The organism is Saccharopolyspora rectivirgula DSM 43747 (assembly GCF_000497205.1).
Lineage (GTDB): Bacteria > Actinomycetota > Actinomycetes > Mycobacteriales > Pseudonocardiaceae > Saccharopolyspora > Saccharopolyspora rectivirgula.
The window spans coordinates 1-13079 of sequence record NZ_AYJW01000089.1 but is presented as its reverse complement, the minus strand read 5'-3'; the positions used below and the strand labels follow the sequence as shown (position 1 = coordinate 13079).

The following is a 13079-nucleotide window of genomic DNA, read 5'->3' as shown; positions in this document are numbered from 1 at the left end:
CCTCCGGCCGGTCCCCCTCGCCAGCTCAACCGATCTTCTGCCAGGCCTCGGAGATCAACTGCTGGGTCTCCCCGAGCAGCTGCGGTAACACCTTCGTGTGGCCGATCACCGGCATGAAGTTCGAGTCACCGCCCCACCTGGGCACGACGTGCTGGTGCAGGTGAGCAGCAATGCCCGCACCGGCGACCGCCCCCTGGTTCAAACCGATGTTGAACCCGTGCGGCGCTGACACGTGCCGGATCACCCGCATCGCCGTGCGCGTGTACTCGGCGACCGCGATCGTCTCCGCCTCGGTCAGATCGGTGTAGTCGGCCACGTGCCGGTACGGCAGCACCATCAGATGGCCCGGGTTGTAGGGGTAGAGGTTGAGGATGGCGAAAACCAGCTCTCCCCGCGCCACGATCAGGGTCTCGCTGTCCGGCTTGCCCGACTCCAACAGCCGGCAGAACGGGCAACCGTCGCTATCGCCCCCGTCGGGCTTGTTCTCCCCCTTGATGTAGGCCATCCGGTGCGGAGTCCACAGCCGCTGCAGCGCGTCCGGCACTCCGGCACCGTCCTGTTCGGTCAACTCCACGCCCTCTGGGCCGCGCTCCTGGTTCACGCCAACTCCGCCTGGAAGTTCTCCGCCGTCGGGGAGGCGTTCTCCCTGCGCTGCACCCACTTGGTGATGGCCGCGACCGCGTCGTCGACCGCGACCCCGTTGATCTGGGTGCCGTCGCGGAACCGGAAGGACACCGCGTTGTTCTCCACATCCCGGTTCCCGGCCAGCAGCATGAACGGGACCTTCTGCGTGGTGTGGGTGCGGATCTTCTTCTGCATCCGGTCGTCGCTGGTGTCCACCTCGGCCCGCAAGCCGGCAACCCGCAGCGCGTTTGTGACCTTCTGCAGGTGCTCGACGTGCTCGTCGGCGATCGGAATCCCCATCACCTGCACCGGCGACAACCACGCGGGGAACGCTCCCGCGTAGTGCTCGGTGAGCACCCCGAAGAACCGCTCGATGGAGCCGAACAGCGCGCGGTGGATCTTGATCGGCCGCTGCTTGCTGCCGTCCGGAGCGGTGTACTCGAGGTTGAACCGCTCCGGGAGGTGGTAGTCGACCTGGATGGTCGACATCTGCCAGGTGCGGCCCAGCGCGTCCTTGGCCTGCACCGAGATCTTCGGACCGTAGAAGGCGGCCCCGCCCGGGTCGGGCACCAGCTCCAGGCCGGACGCCTCCGCCGCCTCGCGGAGCGCCTCGGTGGCCATCTCCCAGCTGGCGTCGTCGCCGACGTACTTCTCCTCGTTGCGGGTGGACAGCTCCAGGTAGAAGTCGTCGAGGCCGAAGTCCCGCAGCAGGTCCAGCACGAAGCCCAGCAGCGACTTCAGCTCGTCCTGCAGCTGGTCGGGGGTGCAGTAGATGTGCGCGTCGTCCTGCGTCATCCCGCGCACCCGGGTCAGCCCGTGCACCACACCGGACTTCTCGTACCGGTACACCGAGCCGAACTCGAACAGCCGCAGCGGGAGTTCCCGGTAGGAGCGCCCGCGGGAGCGGAAGATGAGGTTGTGGAACGGGCAGTTCATCGGCTTGAGGTAGTAGTCCTGCCCGGGCTTGCGCAGCTCACCGTTGGCGTCCCGCTCCTCGTCGAGGTGCATCGCCGGGAACATGCCGTCCTGGTACCAGTCGAGGTGCCCCGAGGTCTTGAACAGGGCGTCCTTGGTGATGTGCGGGGTGTAGACGAACTCGTACCCGGCTTCGGCGTGCCGCTTCCGCGAGTAGTCCTCCATCTCCCGGCGGATGATGCCGCCCTTGGGGTGGAAGACCGCCAACCCGGAACCGATCTCCTCGGGGAAGGAGAACAGGTCGAGCTCGCTCCCCAGCCGCCGGTGGTCGCGCCGTTCGGCCTCGGCCAGCAGCTCCAGGTGCTCGTTCAGCTTCTCCTTCGACTCCCAGGCGGTGCCGTAGATGCGCTGCAACTGCTGGTTGCGCTGGTCGCCACGCCAGTACGCGGCGGCGACCCGCATCAGCTTGACCGCCGGGATGAACCGGGTGTGCGGCACGTGCGGCCCGCGGCACAGGTCACCCCACACCACGTTGCCGTGGCGGTCGATGTTGTCGTAGACGGTGAGCTCTCCCCCACCGACCTCCATCACCTCGCTGGTGTCCACCTCCGACTTGAGGTCGACCAGCTCCAGCTTGTACGGCTCGGAGGCCAGCTCCTCCTTGGCGGCCTCCACCGACTCGAGCTTGCGGCGGGAGAACTTCTGGCCCGACTTGATGATCTGCTTCATGCGCTTCTCCAGCGCCTGCAGATCCTCCGGCGTGAACGGGCGTTCCACGTCGAAGTCGTAGTAGAAACCGTCCTTGACCGGCGGTCCGATACCCAGCTTGGCTTCCGGGAACAGGTCCTGGACAGCCTGCGCGAGCACGTGCGCGGCGGAGTGGCGGATGACGCTGCGCCCATCCTCGGTGTCCGCGGCTACGGGTTCCACCTCGGTGTCCGTCTCCGGCGCCCATGCGAGGTCCCGGAGGTTCCCGTCAGCGTCACGAACCACGACGATCGCCTGCGGCCCCTTCGAAGGCAGCCCCGCCTCGGCGACCGCTTCCCCGGCAGTAGTGCCCGCCGGTACCTTCACCCGGGGAGCTTGCTGGGCTTGGGAAGGCAGAACGGACACGATCACTCCTAGGTAGTTGCCGGTAATTCGACCGGCGCGGACACGCTTCGTCCCTCGATGCTATCGAGCGCCCGGAACCGGCCTTCTCCCAGCTCCCGGGTGCGCTCCCGGACGCGGGGAGATCAGCTGCCGGCGGCCAGCTCCGCCATTTCCGAAGCCGATACCACCCCACCGGAGTACTCGCCCTGCACGAGCTCCACACCCAGCTGGTGCAGCCGCTCGGCCTGCACCCGGGTGCGCACCCCGGTGGCCAGCACGGGGAGCTCCATCAGCTCCGCCGCGCCCACCGCCGCTTGCACCAGGTACCGGTTGAGCGGATCCGGCCCCTCGGGGTGCTCGAAGTTCGCGACGTGCGGGCCGTCGATCCGCACCCCGGCCAGCGGCAGCCCCCGCAACCGGGGCACCCGGCTGTACTCGGAGCCGAACTCGTACACGAACAGCCGGATCCCCATGCCGGTGAAGATGTCCAGGATGTCGGACGGGTCGCCGTGCTGGTCGAAGAGCGCCTCCTCCGGCAGCGACAGCACCAAGGAGCTGGGCGGCAGCCCGGTGGAGCGCAGCACCTCCTGCACGCTGGCCACCAGATCCGGGTCCCGGGTGTGCCGTGGGGTCAGCGACACCACCACCTGCGGAAAGCCTTCCTCCCGCCACTGGCTCGCGTGCTGGCAGGCCCGTTCCAGCACCCAGTTGCCCAGCCGGACGATCAGCCCGGTCTCCTCGGCCAGCGCGAGGAACTCCTCCTCCGGAAGCTCACCGAGCTCCGGGTGGTCCCAGCGCACCACCGCCGTGGCCGCCACCACCTTGTGGTCGCGCAACCGCACCACCGGCTCGTACTCGACGAACAGCTCGTCCTGGTCCAGCGCCGCTGGCAGCGCGGCCGACAGTTGGAAGCGCTTGCGGTCGTGGGCGTTGTCCTCGGGGTCGAACAGCACCCACTGCGCCCGACCGTCCCGCTTCGCCCGGTACAGGGTGATGTCCACATCGCGCAGCAGCGCCTCCGGGGTCGCGCCGGCGACCTCCCGCTCCAAGACGCCCACGCTGCTCAGCACCCGCAGTTCGTGCTCGTCGACGCGCACCGGCTGCGTGATCTCCCGGCGAATGGTCTCGACCAGCTCGATCAACTGCCCGGCCCCGTTGGAATCCGCCACGAGCACCAGGAACTCGTCCCCGCCGATCCGGGCCACCAGGTTGCCCGGATCGGTGCAGCAGTTCTCCATCCGCTGCGCCACCGCGCGCAGCAGCTTGTCGCCGGCGGAGTGCCCGGCGCTGTCGTTGATGGCTTTGAACCCGTCCAGCCCGAAGTAGCACAACCCGACCCGGCGCCCCGGGTACAGCGGCTGCAGGGCTTCCTCCAACTTGGTCTGCAGCAGGGTCCGGTTGGCCAAACCGGTCAGCGGATCCCGGGTGGCCTGGCGCCGGAACTGCTCCTGCAGCATGTGCCGCTGGGTGATGTCCTCGTAGAGCAGCACCTGGTATTCCGGAGCGCCGTCGGAGGCGCAGACCAGGGAGGCCGAGAGCTGGGTCCACACCTGCCCGCCGTCCGGGGCGGTGGAGCAGGTCTGCACGTGGAACCGGGGAACCCGACCGGCGAGCAGGTCCGCTTCACTCCGCCGCAGCTGATCCCGCCACTGCTCGTCGACCAGGTCGTAGATGCTGGCACCGATCAGCTTGCTCTCCGGGCAGTTGAAGATCTCCCGCATCGCCAGGTTGGTCTCCTCGATCACCCCGTCCAGGTTGACGATGGCGATCCCCAACGGGGAGGAGTTGAACACCGCGCGCGACCTGGCCTCGCTGGCCCGCAGCGCCTGCTCCGCTTCGTCCCGGGCCCGCAGCACCGCCTGTTTGAGGGCTTCCTGCTCCTGCAGCGACTGCTCCCGCAGCTGGCAGGCGAAGCCGGTGGCCAGCTCCCCGAGCACCGCGGACACCTGCTGGACGGACGCACCGGGCACCAGGTCCAGCAGTCGCTCGGCGAACAACCGCAGCGTGCGGGACAGCACCTCGGAGTTGGTGAACCGGGTGCGGACCAGGTCCTGCCCCACCTGCCTGGCTCGCTCGAGAGCGGCTCGCCCCTCCAGGACCTCGATGATCGTGCTGGCGAAATCGGCCAGGCGGTTGTCGATCTCGGCCGGTGGCAACGGCACGTAGCTGGTGTGCTGGATCTCCCGGCGCCAACGCGTTGCCAATTCCATCCGGTCTGCTTCGGTGACCACAACTGCTCTCCACGCGGGGTTAAGCGAAGCGCACCAACCGACGCCTCCCACCGGCGCATTTGCTGTCGATGCGGTTGTTCCCTAGCCACAGCCGAACGACTGCCCGCACGAGTCGCCGCCCGACGAAGGTGATCATGAGTGATCTTACTGTGACCGAACGCGAGCGGGTACACGCGGATCGCCTGCCCGCACCAGCCGCTCCCGCTATGAACATTCTCACCGGCCCACACCGCGAGACGCCAGGTAAGGCATGCCTAAGCTGAAGTAGTTGGCCGAGATCCGGCAAGCCCGTCCAGGGCCAGTTTCTGTCAGCGCCGTGTTCAGGCGCAGGTAAAGGAGAGTGGATGTCTCGCCCGTTGCGAGTGGCAATCATCGGGGCTGGACCAGCCGGCATATACGCAGCCGACTCCCTCATCAAGTCGGAAACGCCGGTCGACATCGACCTGTTCGACCGCATGCCGGCGCCCTACGGCCTCATTCGCTACGGCGTAGCACCCGACCACCCGCGCATCAAGGGGATCGTCAGCGCACTGCAGCGCATCATGGAGAAACCGCAGCTGCGCTTCCTGGGCAACGTCGACTACGGCGTTGACCTCAAGCTCGCCGATCTCCGCCAGCACTACGACGCGGTCATCTTCGCCACCGGCGCCGACGGCGACCGCCCGCTGGACATCCCGGGCATCGACCTGCCGCACAGCTACGGGGCGGCCGAGTTCGTGTACTGGTACGACGGCTACCCGGAAGCCCCTCGGGAGTGGACGCTGGACGCCGAGCAGGTCGCGGTGATCGGCGCCGGCAACGTCGCCCTCGACGTCGCCAGGGTGCTGGCGAAGCAGGCCGACGACCTGCTGAGCACCGAGATCCCGGACAACGTCTACCGTGGGCTGAAGCAGTCCCGGATCACCGACGTCCACCTGTTCGCCCGGCGCGGGCCGGCCCAGGCCAAGTTCACCCCGCTGGAGCTGCGCGAGCTCGACCACCAGGACGGGGTGGAGGTCATCGTGCACCCGGAGGGGTTCGAGCTCGACGACGCCAGCCAGGAAGCCATCCGGTCCAGCAACCAGGTCAAGACCGTGGTGAAGACCCTGCAGGACTGGGCACTGCGGGAACCCAAGTACGACACGCCGCGGCGGCTGCACGTGCACTTCCTGCGCGCTCCCGCCGAGGTGCTGGGCACCGACCGGGTGGCCGGGCTGAAGACCCAGGTCATGGAGCTGACCGGGGACGGCAACGTGCGCGGCACCGGGGAATTCGAGACCTGGGAGGTCCAGCAGGTGTACCGCGCGGTGGGGTACCTGAGCTCCCCGGTGGCCGACCTGCCGTTCGACTCCGAGAAGGGCACCATCCCCAACGAGGGGGGCCGAGTGCTGGGGCTGGACGGCACTCCGCTCGAGGGCGTCTACACCACCGGTTGGGTCAAGCGCGGACCGGTGGGGCTGATCGGCCACACCAAGGGCGACGCGCTGGAAACGATCGGCAACCTGCTGGCCGATGCCGCTCAGCTGCCCGCCCCGGAGTTCCCGGAGCGGGAGGCGGTGCTGCAGCTGCTGGAAGACCGCCAGGTCGAGTACACCACCTGGGAGGGCTGGCAGCGGTTGGACGCGCACGAGAAGGCGCTGGGCGAAGCCCAGGGCCGGGAGCGCATCAAGGTGGTGCCGCGGGAGGAGATGGTCCGGATCTCCCGCGAATCGGACTGACCGACCGCTAGCAGCGCTGGTAGAGCCCGACCGAAACGGAAGCCGTGACCTGCAGCGGGCTCGGCAACGCCGCTATCCGGTCGCGGAGGTCCGCGGCGCTGGTGTGCCAGGCGCTGGGCCCCATGGCCACCAGCGCTGCGGCGTCGTCCGCGGTCAGGGACAGCGGGAACTCCACCGTCCGCTCCGCCAGCGGTTCGAACCGGCCCGCCAGCTGCGCGTCGAGCCGCTGCCGCTTGCGCTCGTCGACGTGCAGCAGCCCGAGCGCGTCCACCAGCGAGGCCAGGTGCTGCTGGTTCGGGGTGACCACCACGAGCCGGCCGCCGGGGCGCAGCACCCGGTGCATCTCCGCCGCGTTGCGCGGGGCGAACACGTTCAGCAGCGCGGCTGCCGAGCCGGTGCGCAGCGGCATGCGCTGCCAGGCGTCGGCGACCACCGCGCCGATCCGGGGGTGCGCTTTGGCCGCCCGCCGGCAGGCGTACTTGGAGGTGTCCAAGGCGACCCCGGTGGCCTCCGGCAGCTCCTCCAGCACCCGGGCCAGGTAGTAGCCGGTGCCGGCGCCGATGTCGGCGACGCACCCCCGGGTCCCCGCCAACGCCGAGCTGATCTCGGCCGCTATGGGCTCGTAGTGCCCGGCGGCCAGGAAACCGGCCCGGGCCGCCACCATGTCCGCGGTGTCCCCCTCGTTGGGGCGTCCCTTCGCGGAGAGCAGGCTGACGTAACCCTGGCGGGCGATGTCGAAAGCGTGCCCGGCCGCACAGCGCAGCGAGCCGTCGCCCGGCGCCAGCCCCTCCCCGCAGTGCGGACAAGCCAGCACGTTCACTACCGCGTCGAGCACCCTCAAACCTCCACCCAGGCGAACCCGGGCGATTTTACGGCCCGGGTTCGCGGTGGGGTGCTCCCCGACCGGCGGCAGGAGCGCGGGCGCGGCGCTGCCGGACCGCGGTCCTCGAGCGCTAGCCGGTGACCGCCGGGGATTCAGCCGCCTCCCGCAGCCGCGCGATGTCGATCTTGCTCATCTCGAGCATCGCCCGCATCACCCGGTTCACCTTGTCCTGGTCGGGGTCGTTGAACATCTGCTGCAACTCCGCGGAATCCACCTGCCAGGAGAGGCCGTACTTGTCCTTCAACCAGCCGCACGGCCCGTACTCCCCGCCTTCGCCCAGGCGCTCCCACAGCCTGTCGATCTCCTCCTGCGACTCGCAGGCGATGTTCAGCGACACCGCTTCGTTGAACGTGAACTCGGGGCCGCCGTTGAGCGCCATGTAGCGCTGGCCGGCCAGTTCGAACACCACGAGCATCGTGGTGCCCGGTTCGCCCGGGCCGACCTCCGGGGAAGGGACCGTTTCCACGATCCGCGAATCCTCGAACAGCGAGGTGTAGAACTGCACCGCTTCCTCGGCCTCGTGGTCGTACCACAGGCACGGCATGATCTTCTGCTGCATGGTCCGTCCTCCGAACTTTCGCGACTCGTGAGGACAGACCGCCCAGGCCGGCGGAACTCATCGGTGCGGGCGGAAGAATCTCGGGGCGCCCCCGGAAGGATCACCAGTCCGGCCGCAGTGCCATGCCGGACGCGGTGCCGTCCAGCCGCACCCCGAGCACCTGGTGCAGCTGCACGACGTTGCGTTCGAACCCCAACCGGCAGGCCGCCATGTACAACCGCCACACCCGGGCGCGCTGCGGCCCCACCTCGGCGACCGCTTCCGGCCAGTGCCGCTCGAGGTTGGCGCACCAGTCGGCCAGGGTCAGCGCGTAGTGCTCGCGCAGGTTCTCCTCGTGCCGGATCTCGAACCCGCTGTCGTTCATCGCCGACACGAGCGTGCCGACCGGCTCGAGCTCCCCGTCCGGGAACACGTACCGGCCGATGAACTTCCCGGCCCGAGCCCCGTAGCTGCCATCCGGTCGGGTGATGCAGTGGTTGAGCAGCCGACCACCGGGACGCAGTTTCGAGTGCAGGAAGGAGAAGTAGCTGCCCAAGTTCTTCCGGCCGACGTGCTCGGTCAGCCCGATGGAGCTGATCGCGTCGAACCCGGATTCGGTGACGTCCCGGTAGTCCAGCTGCCTGACCTCGGCCAGTTCCGCCAGCCCGCGTTCGGCGATGGCCTTCTGCGCCCACCGCGCCTGCTGGCCGGACAGGGTCACCCCGAGGGCCCGCACGCCGTAGTGCTCGGCGGCGTGCATCACCATCCCGCCCCATCCGCAGCCGACGTCCAGCAACCGCATTCCCGGGCGCAGCCCCAGTTTGCGGGCGACCAGGTCGTGCTTGACGAACTGCGCGGTCTCCAGCGACGCCGAATCGTCCGGGTACACCGCGCAGGTGTAGGTCATCGAGGGACCCAGCACCCACTCGTAGAAGCGGTTGGAGACGTCGTAGTGGTAGGTCACCGACTTCCGGTCGCGGTTCTTGGAGTGCCTGCGGCCGCGCGGCCGGTGCTCGACTTCCGGCACCCGGGCCGGCCACCACAGGCGGTACCCGAGCAGCTGCACCGCCAGTCTGCGCCGCACCTGCGCCGGGACCCCCTCCAGGGACACCGAGGGGAAGCTGGCCAGCGCCGTGTACATGTCGCCGCGCACCTCGATGGCACCGGTGACGTAGGCGCGGGCCAACCCCAGTTCGCTGGGAGCCGCCGCGAGGTGGGACAACGCCAGCGGCGAACGGATGTCCAGGCACACCTCCGCCCCGGGCTGACCGCCTCGGCTGCCGTCGAACGCCCGGATCTCCACCGGAACGTCCGAGCCGAGTACCCGGGTGATCACATCCGCCCAGCCCATCGCTGTCAGCTCCTCTCCGGTCCCGCGGTGGTGTTGTGGTCAGGAGCCCCGGACGCACTTGTCGTACAGGTCCGGAAGCCGGCCGTCCGGGTCGTACTCCTTCTTCAGGCGCTGGTACGCCGACCAGTTGTAGAGCTCCCAGAACTCCTCTTCGCCGTAGTAGACATCGGAGTACAGCGATTTGTGGCCGCCGAGTTCCCGGACTACCCGTTCGATTGCCCGGTTGTGCCTTCCGGGTGATTGGCCTGGCCGCTGCTGAACCATCCCCCAGAAGCCGACGTTGACGTACAGGGTGTTCGGGTCCATCGGGTACAACGGCCACCCGGCGGGGTCCCGGAGTTTGACCGGGCAGAGCCATACCGGCCGCATACCGATTTCCCGCTGGAAGAAGTCGAGGAATTCGGCCAACCGGTCCACGGGGATCTCGACGTCCTGGATCACCGGTTCGTACCCGGGCTGGCCGCGCAGCGCGGCGAGCCGGTTGCTGAGCCCGTACCTGCGGTCCAGGGCGACGATCCTGCGGTAGACGTCGGAGCGCCGGTACCGCCGTGGCCACAACCTGCGGACCAGCGGGTTCTGCACCCCCAGCGCGCGGGAGCACCAGAACCAGTCGGTGTCCCACCGCCACAGGAAGTCCTCCGCGGTGAGGAAGTCGACCCGCTTGCGGCGCACCGAGCGGTAGTAGATCTGCTGGCCGGTGTAATCACTGGTGAACGGGGCGTCCTCCACATAGGAGCCGATGGTCAGGTACATCTCCCCGGGGCCGAACGCGGTGCCGTCGAGGAAGTCGACGCGGTTCCCGTCGAACTCCCCGTCGCGGCACAGTTCGGCGATGGCGTGCGCGCATTCCGCTGCCGATCCCAATCGGACGTGGCGGAGCATGACGTGCGGCCGGATCCGCTCCAGTTCGACCTCCAGGCGGAGCGCGTATCCCAAGGTGCCGTAGGAATTGGGGAATCCGCGGAAGAGCGCGGCGTGCTCGTTGTCCGGCCGGGCGGTCACCACCCGCCCGTCACCGGTGAGGATTTCCATTTCCCGAACGGACTCGTGCGGCAGTCCGTTGCGGAACGACGTGGCTTCGATCCCCAGCCCGGCGACCGCTCCGCCGAGGGTGATCGTGCGCAGCTGCGGGACCACCAGCGGAACCAGTCCGGAGGGCAGCACCGCGGTGACGATGTCCTCGTAGGTGGTCATCCCCTGGATGTGCGCGGTCCGCGTCCGCGGATCCGTGCGCAGCACCCGGTTGAACCTGCTGACGTCCAGTCCCGGCCCGGCCGGGGCGTCCCGGAAGCGGAACAGGTTCGAGGTCGGTTTGGCCAGCCGCACCGCGGTCCCGGCGGGCAACCTCGCGTACTGCGCCGTTATCGCAGCAACATCGTCGGCGTGCTTGCTCGCCGCGGCCGTTCCCTGCTCTGCCATGCGTCCGACCCTATTGCCCGCCCGCCGTAACGGCATCTGAAAGCAACTCCGCTGCGGGCACCGTGGAGTTCCCCCGATGCGGTTCCGGTGCACCGCCGCGGAGCACGAGCAGCGGATCTCACCGCTCCCCCCGTCGTCAGGGGAGCGGTGCTGGACGGGAACCGACTCGCGACCGATCCCGGATGCGCGACGGCGCACCGGTTCGCGGGCTTCCGCGACACCCACCGCGGACGCTATTGCTCGTCAGGGGGCGGCAACAACCCGCGTCCGCGGATGTCACCCGGTATTCGCACTCACCGCGCGCGGCGCAGCGCCCACGCCCGGAGGCCGCGGAAGCCCTGGACCTTGGTGGGGCCGACGGAGATCAGGTGGTACCTGTCGTCTTCGCGCAGCGCGGCGGACAACTCCCGGTCCACCAGCACCGACGCGGGGCGGGCCACCGAGGTCAACCGGCTGGCGATGTTGACCGTGGACCCGTACACGTCCCCGAACCTGGCCAGGACCGTGCCCATGGCCATCCCGATCCGCAGCCGCGGCATGTCCTCGGTCTTGCCGATCTCCTCGTTGAGGGTCAGGGCGATCTCGGCGGCTTCCTCCGCGTGGTCGGTCACGAACAGCACTTCGTCGCCGACCGTTTTGACGATCCGGCCGTGGTTCTCCGCGATCACCCTGTTGACCAGTTCTTCGAACCGGTCGATCAGCCGGGCCAGTTCGAGCTCGGTGAAGTCCCGGATCAACCGGGTGTACCCGACGATGTCGGCGAATCCGACCGCCTGCACGACCTCGTTCGGGTTCGTCTCCGGTTCCGCCAGCGCCCGGGTCGCGGTGGCCGCCAGGTGGCGGCGCCACACGTACTCCTGCAGCCGCTCCATCACCGGCAGGATGGCGCCGGCGAACTGGGCGGTGGTGTCGAGGTCTTCGGCGAACTGCTTGCCGAGCAGCGCCCGGAAGATGCCGACCTGCCACTCGGCCAGCCGCGACATGCTCTGCGCCAGGGAACGGGCCACCGCGTTCTCCAGCTCCGGCTGGATCACTTCGGCGGACACCAGCTGCACCAGGGCTTTCAACGCGGCGATGTCGGCGTCGGTGAACACCACTTCGTCGTCATCGACGTGGGCGAACCCCATCGCCTGCCAGAGCTGTTCGGCCCGTTCCAGTTCCACCCCGGCCGCGGCGGCGACCTCCGACTTCGTGTACTGCAGACGGCGACCGAGGACCGCTTCAGCGATCTGGCGCTGCTGCTTGTCGTTATCGCGTGGTTCGTACGACGAGCACATCGCAGTCCGCCCGGCGGCACACCTCGGAAGGAACCGACCCGAGAATGCGACCCTTCAGCGTGTTCAAGCCCCGGCTGCCGACGACCAGCAGCTCGGCGGAGTGCTCGCGAGCTGCCGCCAACAGCACCGGCACCGGCTCCCCTTTTCGAGCAACCGTCTCCACCTCCGCGGCTCCGGCCTCGGCGGCGACCGCCGCCGCTTCCCGCAGGTTGCTCTCCGCGGGAGCTGAACCGATCACCTGGAAGGCTTCGTCGCCGAGCTCGTCCTCGGCCTCGTGCACCTGGCGAGGGCTGCTCGGGTAGTACGCACAGACCACCACCAACCGTGCCGAGGAATCACGGGCAACTTCCGCAGCTCGGGACACCGCCCGCAGCGACGGCCGAGAACCGTCGGCGCCGACGACGACGGTGCGGTAACTCGACATCGAACTCCTACTTCCAGCAGTAAGGACTCGCGCGGTTGTGAACCCTAACGACCTCGACACCGAGAAGTCACGCATGGCGGTCCAATTGATCGCGATGTGCGCTCGAAGCCCCTCGTGACGCGGTCTCGTCGTGCATACACCCAAACGGGTGCATCATCTATTGTGCAGCTGCACAAAGCATGCACGGGCGACTCCCGCTATGTTCCGCCGGCACAACTTGCTGCTACGGGACCTCCGGGCCGGCGCTGCCCCGGAAGAGCGACCGGGCCGCCTGCCCGCACCGGCATCACCCCACGAGGAGAACCAGTGAGATCACCCGAACTGCAGACGGGAAAGGGCCCTTTCCGGCGCAAACCGATCGCCGAAATAACTTCTGAAACCGCCACCAGCGCCGGGCCGTCCCACGGCTCCATCAGGTAGCTGTGGAACTCGTAGAAAGCCCGCCGTTCGGGGCTCATCTCCGCGTGGTTCTCCACGCTTCGGGGATCATCATCAGCACGGCGTGCGGCAGCGAACGCCCACCGAGGTGCAGCAGCTCCAGCCCCTCGTCGAAGGTGGCGGAGTCGCTGGCGTCCGGCGTGGCGATCGGGTAGAGCCGCTCCAGGTCGCCGGGGATCAGCCCGGTGGC

Annotated in this window: 10 protein-coding genes and 1 pseudogene; 1 reads left to right on the top strand and 10 read right to left on the bottom strand. The window is 68.7% G+C overall.

Going from position 1 to position 13079, the window contains the following annotated elements:
* Nucleotides 1-25: 25 nt before the first annotated feature.
* The 3 genes from SREC43747_RS0117860 to SREC43747_RS0117850 form a co-directional block, all read right to left on the bottom strand.
* On the bottom strand, nt 26-601 hold the full coding sequence (locus SREC43747_RS0117860) for an HIT family protein (protein ID WP_029722719.1): 576 nt from the start codon (nt 599-601) through the stop codon (nt 26-28).
* Nucleotides 598-2613 carry a threonine--tRNA ligase gene (gene thrS / locus SREC43747_RS0117855; protein ID WP_029722718.1) on the bottom strand — a complete coding sequence of 672 codons (2016 nt, stop codon included), beginning with the start codon at nt 2611-2613 and terminating at the stop codon, nt 598-600. Before thrS ends, SREC43747_RS0117860 begins: the two co-directional genes overlap by 4 nt.
* Nucleotides 2614-2774: 161 nt before the next feature.
* The gene (locus SREC43747_RS0117850; protein WP_236623261.1) at nt 2775-4862 is read right to left on the bottom strand and encodes a putative bifunctional diguanylate cyclase/phosphodiesterase; all 2088 of its coding nucleotides are present in this window, start codon (nt 4860-4862) and stop codon (nt 2775-2777) included.
* A gap of 344 nt (nt 4863-5206) precedes the next feature.
* On the opposite strand from SREC43747_RS0117850, the gene SREC43747_RS0117845 reads away from it, so the two are divergent.
* Entirely contained in the window at nt 5207-6559 is a 1353-nt protein-coding gene (locus SREC43747_RS0117845) for an FAD-dependent oxidoreductase (protein ID WP_029722715.1), read from the top strand.
* A 7-nt stretch (nt 6560-6566) separates the two neighbouring features.
* Here the strand turns inward: SREC43747_RS0117845 and SREC43747_RS0117840 are convergent, their stop codons facing one another.
* The 7 genes and pseudogenes from SREC43747_RS0117840 to SREC43747_RS20740 all read right to left on the bottom strand — a co-directional run.
* The gene (locus SREC43747_RS0117840) at nt 6567-7394 is read right to left on the bottom strand and encodes a putative RNA methyltransferase (RefSeq protein WP_029722713.1); all 828 of its coding nucleotides are present in this window, start codon (nt 7392-7394) and stop codon (nt 6567-6569) included.
* Nucleotides 7395-7512: 118 nt separating this feature from the next.
* Nucleotides 7513-8001: a VOC family protein gene (locus tag SREC43747_RS0117835; RefSeq protein WP_029722711.1), complete on the bottom strand. Its 489-nt coding sequence runs from the start codon at nt 7999-8001 to the stop codon at nt 7513-7515.
* 100 nt (nt 8002-8101) lie between these two features.
* Nucleotides 8102-9331 (bottom strand): SAM-dependent methyltransferase, encoded by a 1230-nt coding sequence (locus SREC43747_RS0117825; protein WP_029722709.1) that lies wholly within the window; start codon nt 9329-9331, stop codon nt 8102-8104.
* A gap of 39 nt (nt 9332-9370) precedes the next feature.
* Nucleotides 9371-10750, bottom strand: a complete 1380-nt coding sequence (locus SREC43747_RS0117820) for an FAD-binding oxidoreductase (protein WP_029722707.1) — start codon at nt 10748-10750, stop codon at nt 9371-9373.
* Between the two features lie 293 nt (nt 10751-11043).
* Nucleotides 11044-12027, bottom strand: a complete 984-nt coding sequence (locus SREC43747_RS0117815; protein WP_029722705.1) for an adenylate/guanylate cyclase domain-containing protein — start codon at nt 12025-12027, stop codon at nt 11044-11046.
* Complete coding sequence (locus SREC43747_RS0117810) at nt 11999-12451, bottom strand: universal stress protein (RefSeq protein WP_029722703.1); 453 nt, start codon at nt 12449-12451, stop codon at nt 11999-12001. Before SREC43747_RS0117810 ends, SREC43747_RS0117815 begins: the two co-directional genes overlap by 29 nt.
* Before the next feature lie 371 nt (nt 12452-12822).
* Nucleotides 12823-13079: pseudogene (locus SREC43747_RS20740) on the bottom strand (hypothetical protein); the annotation flags it as partial.